The sequence below is a fragment of the Mariniluteicoccus endophyticus genome, assembly GCF_054780035.1.
Genome location: NZ_BAAGXC010000010.1, coordinates 104530 through 125780, shown reverse-complemented (window position 1 = coordinate 125780; position 21251 = coordinate 104530). Strand labels below are relative to the sequence as shown.

The window sequence follows — 21251 nt, the reverse complement described above, 5'->3', positions numbered from 1 at the left end:
ATGCACCCATCAAATCGAAACCGACGACTCACACACCGTCCGGACCGAATGACGGGGGCGGCCCACGGGCCTCTCGAGGAACTTGCTTCGAGTGGTCGACGAGGTGCCCTTGAGCTGCGCCCCGTCAGTCTTCTGCTGCCTGAGGACGCTCATGTACTTCTCGACGTATTTACCCTCGGCTACCTCCAACAACTTGGGGGATGGCTCGGCTGCTCCACCCGCCCAGGCCATGCGCTCGAATTCATCGAACGCCGTCTGATAGGCCCCTTGGGCACGGCGCGTGAACTCCTCTGTCGAGAGTTCGGCGGTTGTCGCGGATTGACTCTTGGACGGTGCGCCGGTGACCGTGGGCCCGCTGCTGGGCGTACTACTCGTCGCAGGCATGGTGGCGGTGGGGATCCCTGGGGTCACGCCTTCGGCAGGCGTGGATTTCGAGGGCGTACAGCCTGTGGCCGCGAGGACGAGCATGCCGCCTGCGACAAGTCGGACGGGGGTACCTGACCAGTGGTTCAACACGCGCCACATTGTGGTCACCCGCGGCCGGACACCGCTATGTCACCGAGGCGAACTCTGGTTGAACGCCCGGTGATCAACGCTTGCGTCCCCAACCGGCACAGGAATTGTCGGACCCGTTCGGCAGGCTGGTTCTCGTCGCGGCGGCACCTCCGATGGTCCCGCCGGACAGGAATTGTCAGACCCGATCACCAGACTTGAACCCACCACCCGCCCCCTCGCTTCTGACGTTCGGAGGTGAACCATGTCCGCTGCTGCTGCTCCTGCGCCGACCCTTCCGTCGGCGGTCACCGCGTCGACCGAGCTGCTGCTCACGGCGCTCTCGTCCATCCACGACCACGTGAGGACTCCTGACCTCGGGCTGCTCACCGACGCCCAGCTGCTCGAGCTGGCCCAGCGCGTCGGGGTGCTGGCCACGGTGGTGGAAGCCGCCCAGCGACTCGTCGTCGCCGCGGTCGAGACACGGGACGCGGCCGGACGTGAGCACGGCGTCACGACGACCGCCTGGCTGCGGGAACAGCGCGGTCACACCCACGCCCAGGCCCGAGCCGTGGTGCGCGGTGCGGTCGAGACAACCGGCCAGCCCGCCGTCTGGTGGGCCATGGCTTCGGGACAGGTCGCGCCGCGCCAGGCCGACGCCATCACGAAGGCACTGAGGCTGCTCCCCGCCGACCTCTCCACGAGCCAACAACAACAGGCCGAGGCGACCATGATCGACTATGCGGCCGAGTTCGATCCCCGCGAGCTCCAGGTGCTCGGCAACAGGCTCGTCGAGGTCGTCGACCCCGACCACGCCGACGAGCTGCTCGAACAGCGCCTCGACCGCCAGCAACGGGCGGCGCGCAACGCCCGCGAGCTCCACCTGATCCCCGACGGCAACGGCGGGGTGAAGGTACGCGGCCTGCTTCCGCTCACCGAGGGCGAACAGCTCGCCTGCCTGCTCGATGCGGTGGGCGAGAGACACCGTGCGCTGGCCTCCGTCCCTCCTGGCCAGGACTCCCTGCCCAGTTGCGGGGACCCCGGCTGCGGGGACGGTCGGCCGGAGGCCGCGTGCGCGGCGTGCCGGGCGTGGTTCGACCACCTGATGCCACAGTGCGGGCCTTCGTGCCCGGGTGTGGGCTGCGGCCTGTGCGGCGGTCGCGCGTCACGCGCCCGTGCGCGCGCCGATGCGCTCGTCGAGATCGCCCAGGCGTACGCGGACGCCTGCCGCACCCCGGCCCTCGCCGCCGACCGCCCGCGGATCAACCTGACCGTCCCGATGGCCGTGCTCACCGGCCGGGATCGACCTGTCGAGCTGGCGGGTGAGTCGCTGTCCTCCACGGAGGTACGCCGGCTGGCCTGTGACGCCGACCTCGTCACGATGGTCGTCGACGCACTGGGCAACCCCGTCCACGTCGCACGCCAGAAGCGCCTGTTCACCGACGAGATCCGCGCAGCCCTGATCGCTCGCGACGGCGGATGCGTCTTCCCGGGGTGCGAGCGCCCGCCGCGCGCGACCCATGGCCATCACATCGTCCCCTGGGTCGCAGGTGGTCCGACGACCCTCGACAACGGGGTCCTGCTGTGCCCCCACCACCACGCTCTGGTCGAGCCCGATCCCCATCGTCCCGACAACCCCGACCGCTGGGAGGTACGCATCGGCGACAGCGGGCTGCCCGAGTTCCTGCCGCCGCGGGCACTCGACCCTGTACGCAGACCACGGCTCCACCTGCGCCACCGGTTGCGGCTGAGTCGCAACGGGGACGGGGACTCAGGATCCGAGTCGGACCAACCTCGCTGTGCGTGATCCGGGCGCGGCGCGGGCCCAACCGTGGCGGCAAGGCGGTGCCACATCTGGAGGTTGTGTGCGGGTGTGGGAGCGGCGGATCGCCTGGCGCGCGGCGATCGCCACCGCCTGCGCCTTCACCGCCAGCCACACGGCCGCGCCGGCTCCAGAGCGAGCTCGGCGGGGGCTGCAGCCGTGACGTCGGCCGCGACCCGGCCGAGGTCGGGGTGGGCGGGTCACCTAGCGCGCCACGAGCTCCACCGCCTGCGCCTTCACCGCCAGCCACACGGTCGCGCCCGGCTCGAGGCCGAGCTCGGCGGTGGCTGCAGCCGTGACGTCGGCGGCGACCCGGCCGAGGTCGGGATGGGCGGTGACGACACGTACGCCCGATCCATGCGCCTCGAGCGAGTCGACGACGGCCTCGAAGACGTTTCGGGGGCTTCCCTGGGGCGCCACGGCGTGCACGGACACCACTGCGGGCCGGAACAGCGCGACGGCGGCTCCCGTGACGCCGTCGCCGAGCCCGTGCACGCGGGTGGACCCGGCCACCAGCTCGCCCTCCCCGTCGCGGGTCGTGAGCGTGCCCGCAACCAGGTTCACGCCGGCAAACCGTGCGCCGAATGCACTGGTCGGGCGGGCGAGGACCTCGGCGGCGGGACCCTGCTCCACGATCCGTCCGGCCTCCATGACGGCAACGGTGTCGGCGATCGCCAGCGCATCCAGAAGGTCGTGGGTAATCAGCACGGTGGTACGGCCGGCGAGGACCCGGCGCAGCACCTGCCTCAGCTCGGGCGCGACCTCCGCATCCAGTGCGGCGAGCGGCTCGTCGAGCAGCAGCAGCGCGGGCTCCGTCGCCAGTGCACGGGCGATCGCCGCCCGCTGCGCCTGACCGCCCGAAACCTCCGGCGGGCGACGCCCACCGAGATCCCCGACGCCGACCAGCTCCAACAGCTCGGCGGCCGCGGCCCGCGCCTGCGCCCGGCCGACACCCGCCGCACGCGGTCCGAAGGCCACGTTCTCGAGCAGCGTGAGGTGCGGGAACAGCAACGGCTCCTGCCCCAGCAGGGCGATCCGCCGCCGGTGGATCGCCACCTCCGCGACTTCAGTCCCCTCCAGCACGACCGACGAACCGACGTCCGGCGGCACGGTCCCGACGAGGCCGCCGAGGACGGTCGACTTGCCGGCACCGTTCGGTCCGACGAGCGCCAGGGTCGTCCCGCTCGGCACGTCGAGTGTGACGGAGACGCCGCGTACGGCATGGGCGAGGGTGGCCTGCAGGCTCATCGCGCCTCCCGGTGCGTCGCGGCCACGATGACGCCGGCGACGACGACCAGCAGCAGCGACAGGGCCACCGCGGCGTCCGGGTCGGCCTCGCGCTGCAGGTAGATCTCCAGCGGCAGCGTGCGCGTCACTCCTTGCATCGACCCGGCGAACGTCAGCGTCGCGCCGAACTCGCCGAGCGAGCGCGCGAACGCCAGCACCGCCCCGGACGCCAGGCCTGGCGCGACCAGCGGCAACGTCACCCGCCGCAGCACCACACCGGGTGCGGCACCCAGCGTCGCCGCCACCGTCTCGAACCGTGCATCGGCGGTACGCAGCGCCCCCTCCAGCGACAGCACCAGGAACGGGAGCGACACGAACACCTGCGCCAGCACGACGGCGGTCGTCGAGAAGGCGATGCGTACGCCCATCACCTCGAACCACTGTCCGAGCAGGCCCTGTCGGCCGAACGCGCTGAGCAGCGCGATTCCGCCGACGACCGGCGGCAGCACCAGAGGCAGGAGCACGAGCGTACGGAGCACGCGGCGCCCCGGGAGGTCCGAGCGCGCCTGCAGCAGCGCGAGCGGCACCCCCAGCACCACGCACAGCACCGTGGAGGCCAGCGCCGTACGCAGGCTCAGCAGCAGCGCCGCGACAGACGGCGGTGAGCCGAGCAGCGCGGGCAGCGCGGGCCAGTCGACCTGCAGCAACATCGCCGCCAGCGGCAGGAGGACCAGCAGCGCCCCCGCCGCGGCGGGGATGAGGATCCAGCGCGGGAGTCGGGTCACGGCTTGCCGAAGCCCGCCTTCGCGAGGGCCTCCTGGCCCTTCGGGCCGGTGACGTACGCGACGAATCCCTGTGCACCGGCGTTGTTCTTGACCGCGGCGAGGGGGGCGATCGGGTAGCGGTTCACGACGCCGGACGACTCGGCGAACTCCACGGCCTGCGCCTTCCCGCCGGAGCGGGCGACGTCGGTCGCATACACCAGGCCGGTGTCCGCCTGACCGGAGCTGACCTTGCCGAGCACGTCGGTCACCGAGTTCTCCTCCGAGACGGGCTTGGTCGTGACGCCCGCGGCCTTCTCGACCTTCTGGGCGGCGGCGCCGCACGGCACCTGCGGGGCACAGCGTACGAGGGTCACACCGGGCTTCGCGAGATCGGCGTACGCGGAGATCCCCTTCGGGTTGCCGTTGGCGACGGCGATGACGAGCGTGTTGGTGGCGAACACCGTGGGCTGGGCCGTGACGAGCTTCCCGTCGATGGCCTTCTTCATGTTGGCCTCGTCGGCGGTGGCGAGCACGTCGCCCGGGGCGCCGTTGGCAAGCTGGGTGACGAGGTCGGACGAGCCGCCGAACGACAGCTCGACCGGGGTCCCGGTCTCGGCCCTGTAGCCCTCACCGAGCTCGGTGAACACCTGCTGCAGCGACGCCGCGGCGTACACCTTCACCGGAGCCTGCGGCGTGGTCGTTCGCCCGGTGCCCGCCGAGCCGGACGAACAGGCCGCGGCCGACAGAGTGAGCAGGGCAGCGGAGACCACGGCAGAAATACGCATGTGCGGATCATATGCCCAATTGTTCACGCACATGCGCCAGAGATGGTCCGTCCTAGGATTGCTGCGTGAACCGGATGAACTTCCACACCCGCAAGTGGGTCCGCCCCGAGGACCTCAACGCCAACGGCACACTGTTCGGCGGCTCGCTGCTGCGCTGGATCGACGAAGAAGCTGCGATCTACGCGATCATCCAGCTCGGCAACGAACGCTGCGTCACCAAGTTCATGTCGGAGATCAACTTCGTGTCGTCCGCCTGGCAGGGCGACCTGATCGAGATGGGTCTCCAGGTCGTGAGGTTCGGCCGCACGTCGCTGACGCTGCGGTGCGAGGTACGCAACATCTTCACCCGCGAGACCATCCTGACGATCGACAGGATCGTGTTCGTCAGCCTGGACGCCGAGGGCCGCCCGCTGGAGCACGGCTACGACACCGTCACGTTCGACCGCGACCGCATCCCGCAGCGCTTCGGCCCGATCCCGCGGAGGTCGTGACCCTCAGGGCGGCCGGGTCAGGTCGAGCCAGTAGTGCTCCTCGGGGTCGCGCTCCGGCCGGGGCACGTCACGACGGCGTACGCGGAGGTGCCAGTACCCGGGCTCGACGGCATCGGGCGTCCCGGCCGCAGGCGCCGGCATGGGCGTGGCCGCGCGCTGCTGCTCCTCCTCACGACCCCGCGAGACCGGGGCGAGCCGACACGATGGGCCCCTATGCCCAAGTCTCACGGAATCGCTAGAGATTCCCATATGGTTCGATCGTGGATCCGATCAACAACCCGTACGCCCCCGGCGCCGGCCAACGGCCGCCCGAGCTCGCAGGCCGCGACGAGCAATTGCGCGCCTTCGACGTCGTCCTCGAGCGCGTGGCCAAGGGGCGCCCCGAACGCTCGATCGTCCTGACGGGCCTGCGCGGCGTCGGCAAGACGGTGCTGCTGAACACGCTGCGCTCGGCCGCAGTGCGGGCGGGGTGGGGCTCCGGCAAGTTCGAGGCCCGCCCCGACCAGGGCCTGCGCCGCCCGATCAGCGCTGCGCTGCACACCGCGATCCGTGAGCTCGGCCACCCCTCGGGTGACGACGTCGCCCACGTGCTGGGTGTCGTGAAGTCGTTCGCGCTGAAGGACTCCCCGTCGAACGCGAAGCTGAAGGACCGCTGGCAGCCCGGCATCGAGGTCCCGCCGACGATCGGCCGGGCCGACTCGGGCGACATCGAAATCGACCTCGTCGAGCTCCTCACCGACGCGGGTGGGCTCGCCCAGGACGTCCAGAAGGGCATCGCGATCTTCATCGACGAGATGCAGGACCTCGCCGCGCCCGACGTGTCCGCGCTGTGCGCCGCCTGCCACGAGCTGTCGCAGAACGGACTGCCGGTCATCGTCGTCGGCGCGGGCCTGCCCCACGTGCCGGCCGTCCTGTCGGCGTCGAAGTCCTACTCGGAGCGTCTGTTCAAGTACCAGCGCATCGACCGTCTCACCCGTGAGGCCGCGTTCCAGGCCCTCCAGTCCCCGGCCCGGGACGAGGGCGCCGAGTTCACCGAGGACGCGCTCGAGGCCCTCTACGCGGCGACGGGCGGCTACCCCTACTTCATCCAGGCGTACGGCAAGGCGACGTGGGACGTCGCACCCGAGTCGCCCATCACCTCCCACGACGTGGAGCTCGGTGCCCCGCACGCCGAGGAGGAGCTCGCCGTCGGCTTCTTCGGCTCGCGGTTCGAGCGCGCGACGCCCGGTGAGCGTGAATACCTGCACGCGATCGCCGAGGTGGCGCACGCCCAGTCGGGCGCCGACGACCCCGTCGACACCGTCGCGACGGCCGACGTGGCCGCCCACCTGGAGCGCAAGCCCCAGTCGCTGTCACCCGCCCGCGACGCGCTTTTGAAGAAGGGCCTGATCTATTCCGGCGAGCGCGGTCGAATCGCGTTCACGGTCCCCCACTTCGGGAAATACCTGCGGGCGAACTCTTGACCCGGGGGCCGGTCGCCTGACGTGCGTCGACCCCCCCGGCGAGCGGGGCTCGCCGGGGGTCGACGCATTGGTTCAGCCGCGGCGGCGAAGCACGGCCACACCCGCGAGAATGGCCGCCAGGCCCAGCACTGCCGCGACGCCCGCGGTGGCGTCAGCGCCGGTGCTGGCCAAGTCCCCAGTCGTGGGTGCAGAACCGGCGGGAGGCGGCATGGAGGGCCCACCCGGCCGGCTTCCGGACGTCGCGCGCGGGGCCTGCGACGACGTCGGGGCCTGCGACGACACCGGGGCCTGCGACGGCACCGGGGCCTGCGACGGCACCGGGGCCTGCGACGACGCCGGGACGGTCGGGTTGGGCGTGACGGGCGCGGCCGAGCCAGTATTCCCCGGCGGTGTTGGAGGCATCGGTGTGGGCGTCGGGCTGGGTGCCGCCCGCAGCGTGAACTGCCGGACCTCGCTCACCGCCACGTTGCCGAGCGTGTTGGTGGTGTCGACCCACCACACGTAGGACCCCGGTGCCAGATCAGCCGGGATCTCCACCTGGGTCTGCACCCCGCTGGCGACCCGTCCGGCGGGCAGCGTGATCGGCGGCTGGGCCGCGCGCACCCCCGCCGTGCGCGCCTGCGGGGTGGCCGGCGCCGCCACCTGCTCGGTGACGACGCTGACCGCGGAGGTGGTCAACGAGGTCATGCGGCTGGACAGGTTCACCGGAACAGTGAACTCGTCCTCGCGGCCGTCGTAGTTGCGGGTTCCTTTGAGGTCGTCGTAGTCGCGCGCCCGGAAGCTATCCAACGACGGGGAATAGGAGTCGACGGTGAGCTCGCCCCGCTTGACGTCGAACTGCAGCAGGCGCAGAAATCCGCCCAGACCGCGCTTGCCGTCTACCTTGTAGAACTGGTAGTCCGCCAGCATCTCCACGACCTTCGACTGGTTGTTCTCACCCTGCTGGCGCACGTTCAGGCCCACACCGTGGGTGTGTCCGCACAGGGCGAGGACCACCTGCGGGTATTTCGCCATCAGCTCCCGCAGGGCTGGCCCATCGGGATTGGCCAGCGCCGCGTTGCGCCCGTCAGGCTGGTAGCTCGGGTTCAGGATGTCGTGGGCCATGATGATGACGTTGCGGCCCGCGTACTTCTGGATCTGCTGCTCCAGCCAGGCGAACTCCTCGGGCGTCACACCGTAACCCACGTAGATAGCGGCGAAGTCGAGGCCGCCAGCCGAGAACAGGTCGACATGGTTCTGGTTGTCGCCCGGTTTCCATGGTCCGGCGTAGAATCCCCCGGCCCGCTGCGACAACGCCTCGTAGCGCGCGGGTCCGAAGTGCTTGTTGAACTGAGTGCCCTCCGCGTCCTTGCCGCCGAGGTTGTCGTGGTTGCCCGGAAGGATGCCTGCGTCGTCTAGAACCTTCTGCTGCGCGGAGGCGAACACGTGCTCGCGCTCGATGACCGACTGGTCCGTGGCCCCGGTGTTCCAGTGCTCGCCCACATCGCCGGTGTGTGCGACATACGCGATCTTGCGCTGCTCGCGGTTGGCGACGATCCAGTTCACGATGTCGCTGTATCCCTTCGCCCAGCGGGCACGCTCTCCATCCGTCGTGGCCGGGTCGGTCGCCCCCTCGGACAGGTACTGCGTGTCTGTGAAGTGCACGAGTGAGAAGTCGTAGCCAGCCGGGTCCCCGAACTGGCCGTCCGGCCTGTTCGGGATGTCGTCGGCGAAGGGATCGCTGGCGGCGACGAGCAGGTGGATGGTGCCGTTGTCGACGTGCTCGGCACGGGCCCGGGCGCTGATGGATGCGTCACCCTGGCCGCGGCCCCGCGTGCTGCCGAGCGCGTCCCAGGACTTCGTCACCGTGTTCCAGGCGTACGCCGTCGCGAGGCGGGCGGGGTCGAGCTGGCCGCGCCAGGAAACCCGGAGGCCGGTCGTCGAGGTCACGGGGACCTCGAAGCGCTGCCAGGACTGCTGGCGGCCGGGAGTCGACGCCAACGGGGCGCCGAGCGGAGCCGCGCCTGCGGCCACCTCGGGACCGGCAGGCAGCTGGTCCGACGTGCCGTTCCACGCCGCGCTCGCACGGTTCTCGAGTCCGATGTGGAATCGCGTCTCCAGCGGATCTCCAGCAGGGTCACTGACTTTCGCGACCAGCGGGCCGCCGGTCACGGTGGCGCCATCAGCGGGCGAGACCAGCTCCGGACGGTCGGGCGTGCTCGCGACGACGGTGAAGGCCTGCGTCTGGCTGGTCTTGTTGCCCAACCGGTCGAAGCCCTCGACGCGCAGCGTGTGGGCACCGGCACGCAGGTCGGCGACCTTGAGGGTCGCGCCAGGGGCGACGATGGCGTCGTCAACGAAGACCTGCGGACGACCCCAGACTCCGGAGCCAGCATCCTCGAGCGTCGCTGCGGGCGTGAAGTCGGCACGGACGACGGCGTTGTCGGCGGGCGTCGACGCGGTCACGACCGGCCCGGTGTTGTCAACGCGGAAGGCGTGGGTGATGGCGCGGCCAGACTGCAACGTCGCGGTCACCCGATGCTCACCATCGGCCAACTTCCTCGAGTCGACCACGGCTCCCAGACCTCCAGAGGACGAGGTCTCGGAGATGTCGAACGAATACGTCTTGGACAGCACGTAGCTCGCGTTCGACCCACAGGTCCCGTCGCCGAAACCGACGACGGTGGCGTACTCGGGCTGGGTGAGGATCGCACCCCCACCCAGGTCGAGACGGACGTTGCGCACCTGGAAGTCGTCGAAGTTGACGCCGCAGTCGCTCTCCCGGCCGCCTGCCTCCAGCACGATGTCATTGGCTCCCTGCACGAGGAGCTGGCGGGGGATGCGCACCCTGACCGTGGCGAAGTTGGAGCCATCTTGGCCGATGACCACCGGGGTCCCGTTGACGATGAGGCGGTTGCCGAAGCTCTTCTCGAGGTTGGAGCCGCCGGCCTCGAACACGAACTCGACGTCCGCGCCGGCGAGGGTCGGCCGGGTTTCGACTGGTGCGCCGTCGAGATCCAACTTCACCACGGGATCAGCCGGGTTGGCGGGTACACCGAACAGCGGCAGGTCATGGTTCAGCACGTCGCCCTCAAAGGGAGTGAGCGTGACCCCGGCAGCCCGGGCGACGTCGAAGGGCACCTCGGTGCGCGAGACGTTGCCGCCGGCATCCATGGCGTCGACGCGGAGCACGTGACGGCCCACGGTCAGCAGGCGCGGGTCGATGAGGTCGCCCTCGTCGATCGCATTGCCGTCGAGGAGGCGGACGACACCCGTCACGCCGGCCGCATCTGTCAGCTCCGTCGTCAGCCGGACCGGTTGCTCGACCACCTGGCCACGGGCGGGCACGGAGTTGGCCAGAGAAGGAGCGGTGTTGTCGACGGTGAACCCGTGCTCGGTACGCCCGTCAGCGGCGACCGCGGTGACCACGTGGCGTCCGTCGGCGGCCTTGGTGGAGTCCCACGACCCCACGGTCGTCGTACCGGCGGCGTCCTTCGCGACCGTGAAGACGATGTCCTTGGTCAGGGGCCTGGAGGTGTTGTCGCCGCAGTTGCCGTCGCCGAAGTTGGTGGAACCGGTGCCGGTGAAGTTCGAGGGGGCGAGCACGGTGCCGTCGGCGAGCTTCAGCCTGAAGTTCCGAAGGGTGAAGTCATCGTGATTGATGCCGCAACCCGCGGTGATGGCGCCGGCACCGATGCGCAGCGTGTTCGCGCCGGGCACGAGGAACGCCTCGGGAACGCGCACGCCCACCTGCTGGTAACCCGTACCCGACTGGTCGAGCACGATGCGGTGGCCGTTGACGTCGACCCAGTTGTTGTATTTGACCTCGAGGTTCGAGCCACCGGCCTCGAACGTGAACATCGCCTCGCCGGTGCCCAGACTGCGGCTCCCGGCGATCTCGGCACCGTCGACGGAGAGCCGCACTCCGTCACCACTGGCGGAGACGAGGACGTGGCCGCCGACGGTGGCCCCCTCCTCCGGGAACAGGGTGGGGCCTTGGGCATGGGCGGGGATGGTGACGCCGGCTAGGGCCAAGGAGGCCGCTGCGACGCCCGCGGGGAGACGAGATCTCATGGGGGGGGATCCTTCTGTTGGAGGGGCAGACGGACGCTAGCGGCAGCATCGAATGATGCGGTGTCAAAAGGTGAACTCAGTGAGAACGGAGCATGAAAATGACGAGCAGACCTCTCGCCCGCTCACGAGGCGGCCCACTTCGTGGAGATCGCCTCGACGACGCGCCGGTTGCGGTTCGTCGCCACCCCGGCGACGCGCTCGATGACCGTGTTGGTGATCTTCGCGTCGCGATAGGCGTTGCCGACAAGTAGGTGGACGGCGCGGCCGCGCACCACCACACGCTCATGGGCGCCCGACAGGGCCTCGAGGGCGGTGGCTACCTCTGCGGTCGGCGCTACCTTGAGGAACGACACGTAATGGTTGCCCACGTGGCCGTCGGCTACCTCGTCGAGCGAGTCGGCAACCTCGCGCACCTCGGCGGGGGTCAGTAGCACGACCGGCACCTCGAAGCCCCGGTCGGCCAGGTACGCCGCCTCCAGCGCCGCCGCGACCTTCTCCGGTGAGCGCAGCGTCGTGGAGAATCGGACGTTGCCGGTGTTGATGTGGGTGTCGACATCCGCGAATCCGGCGGCCTCGGTGGCCGCGCGCACCGCGGCGGACGAGAACTTCCTGCGCGCACCGAGATTGATGGCCCGCAGGAAGGCGATCCAGGTGGTCATCAGCGCGCCAGCAGGGGCAGGACCGAGACCTCCAGCAGCGGGGCCAGGTCATCGGGCAGCTCGCCGGTGGGATCCAGCCACCGCAGCTCGGCGATCTCGGACGCAACCGCCACCGCAGCCGGATCGATGGGTGGTCGGTGGATGAAGACTTCACCTTCGACGACCATCCCCGGCTCGTTCGCCGCGGCCTCGCTGAACCGGCCGAGGTGAGTCAGGTCGGCGTACGCCACGGTCAGCCCGACCTCCTCAGCGATCTCGCGTACCAGGCACTCGGCGGGCGACTCGCCCGGCTCGGGCTTGCCCCCCGGCAGCATGAAGCGCGCGGTGCCCCGTTTGCGGACGGTCAGGACTCGTCCAGCCGCGTCGGTGATGACGACAGCGCTCACACGGATCACGGACATGTCGTCACCGTATCGGCACCCGGGTACTTGACCGCGTGAAGGGTGCCGCGCGCTTGCGGCAACTGTCGCACCGCGTCGGTCAGGCGCCGGTGCTGGCCAAACCGCCGGACCCGTGCTTGGGCGCCGGGCCCATGTCTCCCACCGGCTCGTCGATCGGGACCGGCACGGGGACCGGCGTGGCGCTCTTCGACTTCGGGATCTCCAAAACGTTCGGGTCCTTCGGCTGTTCCGGCTGGATCGTCTGGGTCGCCTTCGGCAGCGCCGTGTGCGACGACGTGCCGGTCACCGAGACGTTCGGCGTGGCCGTACGCGGGGCCGATGGTGTGGCCGTCCGGGTCGGTGTCGCGCTCGACGTACGCGAGGGACTCGCCGTCGCAGTGGGCGTAGCGGTGGAGGTGGGCGTAGCGGTCGGGGTGGGCGAAGCGGTCGGGGTGGGCGAAGCGGTCGGGGTGGGCGAAGCGGTCGAGGTAGGCGTAGCAGTCGGGGTCGCACTCACCGGCTGCGTCGTTGCCGGTGTGGACGGCGCTGCCACCGGGCTACTGGGGGCGTTGGTCGTCGGGGCCTTGGTCGTCGGGGCCTTGGTCGTCGGGGTGGCCCGGGTGTCGTACGCGTAAAGGTTGTACGCACGCATCGTGTTGATAATCGTTGCCGAGTATTGGGGATCGGTCGCGTACCCGGCCTTGTGGACCTCGCGCAGGAACTGGTCGGGGTCGTTCTTGTAGTTGAACGCCTTGGCGTACCGGGTGTTGATCGTGAGGAACTGGCCGTGGTCGAGGAATGAGTCGATCGGCTTGGCGTACGTGCGGAAGCCGTCGGTGATCATCCCGCGGCCGTCGTACTCCATCGTGCGCATGGAGACGCAGCCGGTGGCGTACGTGCCGGACTTGGAGCACTTGATACCGAAGTAGGCGTTGTACTTGGTGGTGAGACCCGACTTGCCCCAGCCCGACTCGATGATCGACTGCGCGATGGACACCGAGGCGGGGACCCCGTACTTGTCGTGGGCGGCCTGCGCCATGGGGGCGACGGACCGGATGAAGGCCTTCTGGCTGGAGGTGTCGACGCCGTTGGCGGCGTACGCGTCACGGTCGACCTGGACGTTGGTGAACGGGAGCGCGACGCCGAAGGTGCCGACGACGATCGCTGTGGCCGTCGCGATGACGGCCGAACGGGGGTACTGCCGGGGTTCCCGCATCGGGACCTCCTCTCGCCAAGAACTCGCCTCGGACGCGCATGCGGCTCGGGGAAAGTGAGGCGGTTCATGCATGCGCTGGTCGAGACGTTAGGGAGAGCGGAGCCCCAGCGGCCACCGGCGTCACAGGTGTCACACCTGCCCCGTACGCTCGGCCCGTGGCCGCGGCCCGCGCAACGAGTTCTCGGAGGATTCGCCAAGGATGCGCGGGTGGCAAGGGAATTCATCGATACACAGGTGTTCTTGCGAACATCTTGGACCCAAGAATCACACTTCTGTCATTTGCCCAGCGGAATCTTCGCAAGTTGCCGTCAACCTTTGATCTAGGGTTGAGGGTCACCGTCACGGGGTGGCATGGCGGGTCTGGTCGACCATCACCGGATCGGCCCCGGGCACCGTGCACGCGGTGATCATGCGACCACTGTCCCAGCCACCCGGACGCGCACGAGCCCCGGACCACCGGCCCGGGGCTCGCGTACGCGTCGGAGCTGGATCAGGAGACGCGCGTGAGGCGCACGGCGTCGGCCAGGATCAGGCCGGCCGAACGCGTCCAGCGGCTGACACCCACGATGTTCTGGTCACCCGCGGCGAGCGCGAACGTGCCCAGCGTCTTCCAAGCGCCGCCACCGGTCGTCTGGTCGACGGCGATGGTCTTCATGCCCGAGGTGGTGGAGATCAGGTATGGCGCGGCCGAGTTGTAGCCGGTGCCCGACGGGTAGCGGGCGTCGACGCGGTACTTGCCGGCGGCGGGCACGGCGAACTTGTACCAGGCCGGGTCGGAGATTTCCTTCGGCTGGGCGAAGCGGTAGTTCTCACCGAACTTCTGGTCGGAGTAGGAGGACGTGCCCCAGTTGTCCGACGCGCTGAAACGACCGGCGGTGGTGTTGTCGACGGTCTGCGACCACGCGGGCGGGGTGGTGGTGCCCCTGACCATGTTCATGAACTTCGTCCAGTCGAAGTACTTGCCCGGGTCGGTGTGCGTCGCCCCCGGCACCTCGATGTGGCCGACGATGTGCCTGCGGTCCATCGGGATGCCGTAGGTCTTGCAGATGTCACGCACGATGTTGGCCGCCGAGCGGTACATGGCGTCGGTGAACCACTTCGGCTGGTCGATCCAGCCCTCGCACTCGATGCCGATCGACTGCTGGTTGTAGGACCAGCTGCCGGCGTGCCAGGCGATGTCCTTGTGGCGGACCATCTGGGTGGCCTGGCCGTCGCTGGAACGGATGACGTAGTGGGCCGACGACTGGGCGGCCGGGTTCTGGAACCAGCTGATCGCGCCGGCGTACGAGCCCTGGGTGACGTGCATGACGACGTACTTGATGGCGTTCGACGACGGGCGGTTGGCAACCGTGTAGTTGCTGGTGCTGGCCGGGACCCAGATGGCGTTGGTGGCCTGCTCGGCCGCCGCGATCGCGAGGCGCTCGGAGCCGCCGACGGCCGCGATGCTGGCGACACGGTCGGGCTCGGTGGAGCGCGCGGCGAGGTTGCCGCCGGCGCCGCCGCCACCCTGGGCGAGGGCGTCGTAGACGCCGTCGGCGTACTTCATACCGGCCAGCGGCGTGGACGCCTTCGAGTAGCGCAGCAGGACCGGGTGCCAGGCGTCCAGGTTCCGGCGGGCGGCCGGCGACAGGCGGAGCTGGGCGGCGATCTGCGACAGGAGCGCCGCGGCACCCATGATGTTGGCGGTCTCGTCGGTCTTGACCTTGTCCTCGGTCGTCCGCGTGAGGCGCGCGGCCTCGGCGACGGAGTTGTCACCGGCGGCCTGCTTGAGGCCGGTGATGCCGTTGGCACCGATCTTCGACGGGGACTGCGGGGTCTCGAGGCCGGTCTCGGCCAGGGCGACGGCGAGGAGGATCTCGCGGGGGACGTCGTAGCGCCTGGCCGCGGACGTGAAGGCACGATCGGCGGCGGGGGTCGGTGCCGCGAACGCGGTGGGGACGGTCAAACCGGCGACACCGGCGACACCGAGGCCGGCGCCGATGCCGAGCGCGGAGCGGCGGGAGAGGACGAGGTCGGACATGGTTGGCTCCTGGAGGTGCTGAAGGGATGTGCCCTCAGCCAAACAGAGGCCCCAGCGCCGGGAAAGCCCCGCCGGATGGAAGATTCCCGCGGAAGATTCCTCAGCGCTTGGGCGGCGCGACGACCCGACGGCGACCGAACCACACGCCCGATCGGGGAAGCATCGCGAGAACGATGCTGGACGCCGCCAGGACCAGCGCCAGCGGCGCCCACACCCGGCTCACGGCGAGCAGCGGCACCAGCAGCACCAGGGCGGCCAGCGCCACGAAACGCGCACGACCACGTCCGTTAAGGACGCGTTCCGCGTACAGGCCGAAGGCGATGAGCACCAGCAGGCAGGCGAGGGCACCGACGACCAGCACCGCCGCCGACGTGCCCTCCAGCAGCATCGAGGCCCAGCTGACCAGGTCGAGCCGCGTCGCACGCGCGACCTCGGCGGTGACGGGGGAGAACAGGTGTATGCCGCGGGTCACGCCCCACAGCTGTCCGGCCACGACCGCCGCGACGGCGACACCGGCGGCCGCCCCACACAGCGCCGAGGCCTTGACCTCCCACGGCCGCACGAACCGACCGCGCGCGTCGACCTCCGGCAGGCGGGGGTTCACCACAGGCATCGGCGGCGGATCGTACGCCGGCATGGCCTGCGTGCGCGGCGACGCGGTGGTCTGGGGCGACACGCGCACCAGGGTGCGGTCGGGGTCGAACGCGGGCTGCAGGGCGTGGGGACGGCCGGACGCGAGCCGGCCGGTGCTGTGCACCCACTGCGTACCCATGTCCCCCCTGTCGCCGAGCCGGCTGTCGTCCCAAGATTGCGCAGAAGGATAAGCCACGGCACCTGTTCGAACGCCCAATCGGCGGCCCCACGGCCATGGAAGGTTCCGAGACGACGGCTCGGGCACGGTAGCCCGCACGGCGCGTGGCGCGTGCCACCGGGCCTACAGGGATGTCCACCCGGGTGGTCGAAACAACGACGCCTGTTTCGCCGGAGAACTCCCTGGAACGACGAAGATCCCGGGCCCTGACGGCCCGGGATCTCCCTATCGGGAGCGAATGACGGGAATCGAACCCGCGTATTCAGCTTGGGAAGCTGATGTTCTAGGGTCGTGTATTGAGGAGCGGTGGCCATCGGTGACCGATGTCGACGGAACGTGCTGCGGCGGGGGAACTGTCGTGTACTGAGGTGAACATCGGTGCACTCCGTCGGATTCATTGCGTCCAGTTTCCGTCCACCCCCCAGGCAAGACGGCGACCCCACCAAGCGGTATGTAAACGGGGTTGACACGAGTATGTAAACCGGGTTTACTGTAGGTATGAGCACGTACGACATCGAGTACAGCACCGGCACCTACTACGGCGAGTCCGACATCCTCCACCGCTGGTTCGCCATCGAGGACCGCGAGCGCATCGGCGAGCTGTACGTCGACGTCGAGCGCGAGATCATCATGAATATCGAGGTCAACCGCGACCGCCGCGGCGAAGGCATCGCCCGCAGCCTCTACGAGGCCGCCGCCGAGATGCTCCCTCTCATCCAGCACGCCCCCGCAGCGGCATGCACCCCCGAGGGGCTCGCGTTCGCACAGGCCGTCGGCGGCGCGGTGGCCGACGACATGGAAGAGCTCGCCTGGCACGCTGACGAGGAGATCTGATGAACAACATGGACGCATGGCTGGGAGACGTCGAGGCCACCGACGAGCAGCGCGACCGCATCGACCGCGCCGCCACGGCGATCGAGAGACGCTACCCGGTGCCCGCGGACGGGGAGCCGTCCGACGTTGCCGAGGAACGCGAGGCAGCCCTCTCCGCTGCGGCGCAGCTCATCCTCGGCGACTTGCAACTGGAGGAACTGGCGGCTGCCTACGACACGGCTCACCGTCGGGCGATGCTCGCGCACGCCGCACGCACCGGCGCGCTGATCGCCGAGGCGCAGACCTCCCCCAAGATCGACATCCACCGTCGCACCGGCCTGTCGCGCCCGACCATCGACAAGGCGCTGGGGTGAGGCCCGCGTACGGTGCGCCCGATGGCCACGGCCGCTACGGGATGCTCGACACGGACACCGACGGGCGGCTGATCTGCCACGACTGCGGGAAGGGCGTACGCCATCTCGCGACGCACGCCCGCATGGCGCACGGGTACGCCACGGCCGAGGACTACCGAGAGGCCCACGGCCTCGCCCGGGTTGTCCGCCTCGTCTCTGCCGACGCGTCGGCGGCCATGTCTGAGGCGTGGGAGAAGGGCCGGTCCTGGCGGGAGCCGCTACTGGCCGAAGTGCGTACGCCCGGGGAAGCGACGAAGGCATCCCTGGGGCGGCCGCTCAGGGCCGGGGCCATCGCCGGGAAGTCGCGCGCTGCGGCGAGCCGCCGTCGGGACCTCACGCCAGAGCAAGCCGCATCGCTGGGCGACTGGTACGACATCGAAGGGTGGGTGGTGCGGGCGCGTCGCGTCATGGCCGAGACGGGGCTGGGTGCCCACGCGATCGCTCGAGCGTGTGGGGTGTCGCAGGGAGCAGTCCAAGGTCGGCTCCGCCGGTACCCCGAGAAATGACGAGAGCGCCCCCACCCGGTGATCGGGTGGGGGCGCGGGTCGTCCTCCGGGCTACTCGCCCGCGGCGCGGCGTGGCGTGTCCTCCACGCCATCCCAGCCGCCAATGTCGGCGTCCAGTGAGCCGGCCTCACGGATCGTGGTGCCGGTCTCCAGCTCGGAGCCCTCACCGGCGCGGACCAGGCCGTCGGCGTCGACGCGCTCGACGACGGCCGCGTTCGGCGTGACCTGGGGGCGGGTGAGGACCGCACCGACGACGGGCGACGCAGCGGCGATCACGCCGAGGATGGCGAGCTTCTGCTCCTCGGTGATGGGCACGCCGCACGCGATGAGGAGGACGACGACCGCCGCGACGAGCGCGGTCACCGTGCCGGTGGTGAGAGCGGGTTCACGATTCATGGATGGGCTCCTTTCAGGGCCAGACGTTCGGGTTGCGGAAGGTCCCGTACGCGCCGCCGCGGGGACGTCGTTCGACGTGGAGGTGAGGTCCGAAGGTGTGGCCGGTGTCACCGGAGTAGCCGATGATCTCGCCAGCCTCGACGTGCTGTCCCTCGCGGACGGTCACCCTCGACAGGTGGGCGTACATCCAGTCCGAGCCGGCATCACCGGGCTCGTCGTCGGAGATGATGACCTGGGTGCCGTACGCCGGCCCCCACCCGCCGCGGGCCTCGGTGCGGATGTTGCCAGCCGCGACGGCCCGCACCGGGGTTCCGACGGGGCAGCCGATGTCGACGCCCGGATGGAACCCGGCGGCCCACGTGGACCCGGGCTTGCCGTACGGACAGGTGATCGGGAAGCGTCGCGGGTCGTCGATCGGGCGCCGGTACTTGCTCGCCGCCGGGGCGGGCGGGGGCGGCGCGATCTCCATGAGGCCGCCCTGGAACGGCTGGGCCCACCCGTTCGGGGTCTTGCGCTCGGGACCGTTCGGGTAGCCCCAGCGTCCGTTCTCCCAGCCGTCGCGGGCGTACTGGTCGAGGATGAGGCCCCAGACGGGCCACGCGCCGGTCGTCGGGGACCAGTAGACGGTCCCGCCCTCGAAGCGCTGGACGCGGCCGCCCTTGGTGCCGAACTCGTCACTCGTCGGGTAGCCGAGGGGGCCGTTCTCCCAGCCGAGGCGAGCGTACGCCTGCTCGATGGCTCCATATACGGCGTAGGCGATGTCGGCGCGGCCGGACCAGTAGATGAGCCCGCACTCGAAGCGCTGGACGCGGCCGCCGCCCTTGATCGGGACCTCCGGGGAGGTCGGGTAGCCGAGGTGGCCGCCCTCGAACCCGTGACGGGCGAACGCCTCCCGGATCCGCCCGTAGTTCGGGTGGGCGTCGGTCTTCTGGGACCAGATCATCACGCCCCGCTCGAACGGCGTGTACGCGCCGCGCGAGGTCTTGACTTCGGGGCCGGTCGGGACGCCGAGCGGGGACGCGACCCCGCCCAGCTCCAGCCAGCGTTCTCCGATACGGCCGACAGGTGTTTCCACGGTTACCTCCTGAGTGTGTGCGGGTGGGCGGGGGACGTCGCCCTTGACGGCGGCCATGACGTCGCGGCGAAAGCGGCCCATGTCGAGGCCGGGGTCGTCGAACCTGCGGGAGTCGGAGATCTCGCCGTGGCCGTGGACCTCCTGGCCTGTCCAGCCGCGGGCGCGGGCGAGCGCGGCGCAGAGTTTGACGGCGGAGGCGCGCTGGACGGCACTCGGCTCGCCCTCGGCCATGATCTCGATGCCGACGGTGACCGCGTTGGCGTCGACGGCCTGTCCGCGGACGTTCTGTGAGCCATCGAGGGAGAACGCGGCGGCCTTCATCATGTCGACGGCCTTCGAGCTGCAGGCGCCGGCGTGGTTGCAGCGGCCGGCGCCGACCATGAGGATCCGGCCGTCACCGTCGATGGCGTAGTGGCACAGCGGGCCCGGGGCGGTGTCGGGGCCGACGGTGAGCCAGCCGCCGGCGGAGCAGTACGCCTCGGCGGCGCGTCCGGTGAGGGTCTTGCCGGCGGTGTGGTGGACGGTGACGCCGTGCCACGGGCCGAAGCCTCGGATGAACGGGCCGTCGGGGTCGTGGGGCTGGGTGTCGGGGCAGCACCGACAGCGACGCTGCCAGCCCTCGGGCTCGTAGACAGGGAGCCCGGTGGCCCGGGCGATGTCGACGAGCTCCTGCGGGGTCGGGATTCGTGCCATGGGTCTCTCCTCGGGCATGCGAAAGGCCCCGCCGGGTGGCGGGGCCTCGAGGGGTGGGTCAGCGGGTCGGGGTGGGCGTACGCGAGGTTGTGCTCGTGGCGCGCTTCGCGAGCGGGGCAGCCGGTGCGGGGGCCGGGGCCGGGGTGGTGGCAGGGATGATGAGGCACTGGCCGGCGTCGGTGGTCGCGCCGTCGGTGTAGGTGACCTGCCAGCGTCCAGCGGTGTCGCAGACGAGGCCGACGATCCCCCGCCCCGGCACGCCCTGCGGGCCGGCGATCCCGGGATCGCCCTGCGGCCCAGGAGGGCCGGGATCGCCCTGCGGTCCTGCAGGGCCGGTGATCGACTGGCCGTCGCTGCCTGCGGGACCGGGCGGGCCGTCCTTGCCGTTGGCGCCGTTCGTTCCGGGTGCGCCGGCGGTGCCGGGCTGGCCGACTTCACCGGGCGCGCCCGTCTGGCCCTGCTGCCCGGGCGCGCCGGCCTGACCGGCTGGTCCCTGCTCCCCCGCGATGCCGGCCGCGCCTCCCGGACCGGCGGGCCCGGGAGGGCCCATCACGGACTCGCCGGGGGGGCCGGACGGACCGGCCGGCCCCACGGGCCCGGGAGGGCCTGCCTGACCCACCTGTCCGGGGACCTGCTCGACGGTCTTCTTGGCCTGCTGGCAGACGCCCTGGTCTCGGAGCTTGCGGGCCTCCTCTGTGTCCTGGGCGCACAGCGCGAGGACCTGCTCAGCCGTCACCCTCCCCTGCTGGGCCTTCTCCTGCTCGCGCGGGAGGAGGACGTAGCCGAGGATGACGATGATGGCGATGGCGAGCGCGACGACCAGCATGTTCAGCCGCTTCTGGGTGCGGACGGCCTGGTCGCGGTCGTCCTCGTGGTCAGGAGTCGAGCTCTCGGGCTGGGTCGATGGCATGGCGGAGCCTCTCTGGGATGGGCATGACGGGCATCGCGGACGCCCCGTCGGGGTGCTGCGCCGCGTTGTGGGCGCGCTGCGCGGCGAGGAGGGTGAGGATGTACTCGGTCGAGTCGGTCTTGTAGTCGCGGAGGCGCTGGTTCTCTTCGGCGGTGTCCCGCCTCTCCTTGCGCTGGCGCTTGTCCCACTGCTGGGCGAAGACCCCGATCGCGAGGAGCACTCCGAGGGCGATGTTGGTGACGGTCTGCACATCGACCACGGG

At 70.5% G+C, this 21251-nt stretch carries 20 protein-coding genes; 6 read left to right on the top strand and 14 right to left on the bottom strand.

Going from position 1 to position 21251, the window contains the following annotated elements; genetic code table 11:
- The first annotated feature begins 757 nt into the window (after window positions 1-757).
- Window positions 758-2299, top strand: a complete 1542-nt coding sequence (locus tag ACYVGD_RS03520) for an HNH endonuclease signature motif containing protein (RefSeq protein WP_460741604.1) — start codon at window positions 758-760, stop codon at window positions 2297-2299.
- Between the two features lie 219 nt (window positions 2300-2518).
- Here ACYVGD_RS03520 and ACYVGD_RS03515 read toward each other — a convergent pair whose 3' ends face one another.
- From ACYVGD_RS03515 to modA, 3 genes are read right to left on the bottom strand one after another with little or no spacing between them, the layout of a single operon-like run.
- Entirely contained in the window at window positions 2519-3562 is a 1044-nt protein-coding gene (locus ACYVGD_RS03515; RefSeq protein WP_460741603.1) for a sulfate/molybdate ABC transporter ATP-binding protein, read from the bottom strand.
- The gene (locus tag ACYVGD_RS03510) at window positions 3559-4326 is read right to left on the bottom strand and encodes an ABC transporter permease (RefSeq protein ID WP_460741602.1); all 768 of its coding nucleotides are present in this window, start codon (window positions 4324-4326) and stop codon (window positions 3559-3561) included. Before ACYVGD_RS03510 ends, ACYVGD_RS03515 begins: the two co-directional genes overlap by 4 nt.
- The gene (gene modA / locus ACYVGD_RS03505; RefSeq protein ID WP_460741601.1) at window positions 4323-5090 is read right to left on the bottom strand and encodes a molybdate ABC transporter substrate-binding protein; all 768 of its coding nucleotides are present in this window, start codon (window positions 5088-5090) and stop codon (window positions 4323-4325) included. The genes ACYVGD_RS03510 and modA overlap by 4 nt, the downstream gene beginning before the upstream one ends.
- Window positions 5091-5164: 74 nt before the next feature.
- Between modA and ACYVGD_RS03500 the strand changes: the two genes are divergently transcribed.
- Window positions 5165-5581, top strand: a complete 417-nt coding sequence (locus ACYVGD_RS03500; RefSeq protein ID WP_460741608.1) for an acyl-CoA thioesterase — start codon at window positions 5165-5167, stop codon at window positions 5579-5581.
- Between the two features lie 3 nt (window positions 5582-5584).
- On the opposite strand, the gene ACYVGD_RS03495 is transcribed toward ACYVGD_RS03500, so the two are convergent.
- Window positions 5585-5722, bottom strand: a complete 138-nt coding sequence (locus ACYVGD_RS03495) for a hypothetical protein (protein WP_460741600.1) — start codon at window positions 5720-5722, stop codon at window positions 5585-5587.
- Window positions 5723-5841: 119 nt separating this feature from the next.
- Here ACYVGD_RS03495 and ACYVGD_RS03490 point away from each other — a divergent pair, with 119 nt between their 5' ends.
- The gene (locus ACYVGD_RS03490; protein WP_460741599.1) at window positions 5842-7044 is read left to right on the top strand and encodes an ATP-binding protein; all 1203 of its coding nucleotides are present in this window, start codon (window positions 5842-5844) and stop codon (window positions 7042-7044) included.
- 72 nt (window positions 7045-7116) lie between these two features.
- Here the strand turns inward: ACYVGD_RS03490 and ACYVGD_RS03485 are convergent, their stop codons facing one another.
- From ACYVGD_RS03485 to ACYVGD_RS03460, 6 genes are all read right to left on the bottom strand, one after another.
- The gene (locus ACYVGD_RS03485) at window positions 7117-11097 is read right to left on the bottom strand and encodes a metallophosphoesterase (RefSeq protein WP_460741598.1); all 3981 of its coding nucleotides are present in this window, start codon (window positions 11095-11097) and stop codon (window positions 7117-7119) included.
- A 122-nt stretch (window positions 11098-11219) separates the two neighbouring features.
- The gene (locus ACYVGD_RS03480; RefSeq protein WP_460741597.1) at window positions 11220-11756 is read right to left on the bottom strand and encodes a DUF1697 domain-containing protein; all 537 of its coding nucleotides are present in this window, start codon (window positions 11754-11756) and stop codon (window positions 11220-11222) included.
- Window positions 11756-12157, bottom strand: coding sequence for an NUDIX hydrolase (locus tag ACYVGD_RS03475; RefSeq protein WP_460741596.1), 402 nt, complete (start codon window positions 12155-12157; stop codon window positions 11756-11758). Before ACYVGD_RS03475 ends, ACYVGD_RS03480 begins: the two co-directional genes overlap by 1 nt.
- A gap of 79 nt (window positions 12158-12236) precedes the next feature.
- On the bottom strand, window positions 12237-13352 hold the full coding sequence (locus ACYVGD_RS03470; RefSeq protein ID WP_460741595.1) for a glucosaminidase domain-containing protein: 1116 nt from the start codon (window positions 13350-13352) through the stop codon (window positions 12237-12239).
- A 490-nt stretch (window positions 13353-13842) separates the two neighbouring features.
- Window positions 13843-15372, bottom strand: a complete 1530-nt coding sequence (locus ACYVGD_RS03465; RefSeq protein ID WP_460741594.1) for a golvesin C-terminal-like domain-containing protein — start codon at window positions 15370-15372, stop codon at window positions 13843-13845.
- Window positions 15373-15472: 100 nt separating this feature from the next.
- The gene (locus ACYVGD_RS03460) at window positions 15473-16144 is read right to left on the bottom strand and encodes a hypothetical protein (protein WP_460741593.1); all 672 of its coding nucleotides are present in this window, start codon (window positions 16142-16144) and stop codon (window positions 15473-15475) included.
- Between the two features lie 537 nt (window positions 16145-16681).
- On the opposite strand from ACYVGD_RS03460, the gene ACYVGD_RS03455 reads away from it, so the two are divergent.
- Genes ACYVGD_RS03455 through ACYVGD_RS03445 form a run of 3 tightly spaced genes read left to right on the top strand, consistent with a single transcriptional unit; the run spans window position 16682 to window position 17915 of the window.
- Window positions 16682-17017: a hypothetical protein gene (locus ACYVGD_RS03455; protein ID WP_460741592.1), complete on the top strand. Its 336-nt coding sequence runs from the start codon at window positions 16682-16684 to the stop codon at window positions 17015-17017.
- Window positions 17017-17370, top strand: a complete 354-nt coding sequence (locus ACYVGD_RS03450) for a hypothetical protein (RefSeq protein WP_460741591.1) — start codon at window positions 17017-17019, stop codon at window positions 17368-17370. Before ACYVGD_RS03455 ends, ACYVGD_RS03450 begins: the two co-directional genes overlap by 1 nt.
- Window positions 17367-17915 carry a hypothetical protein gene (locus ACYVGD_RS03445; RefSeq protein WP_460741590.1) on the top strand — a complete coding sequence of 183 codons (549 nt, stop codon included), beginning with the start codon at window positions 17367-17369 and terminating at the stop codon, window positions 17913-17915. The genes ACYVGD_RS03450 and ACYVGD_RS03445 overlap by 4 nt, the downstream gene beginning before the upstream one ends.
- Window positions 17916-17966: 51 nt before the next feature.
- Here ACYVGD_RS03445 and ACYVGD_RS03440 read toward each other — a convergent pair whose 3' ends face one another.
- From ACYVGD_RS03440 to ACYVGD_RS03425, 4 genes are read right to left on the bottom strand one after another with little or no spacing between them, the layout of a single operon-like run.
- Complete coding sequence (locus ACYVGD_RS03440) at window positions 17967-18311, bottom strand: hypothetical protein (protein WP_460741589.1); 345 nt, start codon at window positions 18309-18311, stop codon at window positions 17967-17969.
- 13 nt (window positions 18312-18324) lie between these two features.
- Window positions 18325-20079: a peptidoglycan DD-metalloendopeptidase family protein gene (locus tag ACYVGD_RS03435; RefSeq protein ID WP_460741588.1), complete on the bottom strand. Its 1755-nt coding sequence runs from the start codon at window positions 20077-20079 to the stop codon at window positions 18325-18327.
- 58 nt (window positions 20080-20137) lie between these two features.
- Window positions 20138-20989 carry a collagen-like triple helix repeat-containing protein gene (locus tag ACYVGD_RS03430; protein WP_460741587.1) on the bottom strand — a complete coding sequence of 284 codons (852 nt, stop codon included), beginning with the start codon at window positions 20987-20989 and terminating at the stop codon, window positions 20138-20140.
- Window positions 20955-21248 carry a hypothetical protein gene (locus ACYVGD_RS03425; protein ID WP_460741586.1) on the bottom strand — a complete coding sequence of 98 codons (294 nt, stop codon included), beginning with the start codon at window positions 21246-21248 and terminating at the stop codon, window positions 20955-20957. The genes ACYVGD_RS03430 and ACYVGD_RS03425 overlap by 35 nt, the downstream gene beginning before the upstream one ends.
- Window positions 21249-21251 lie beyond the last annotated feature (3 nt).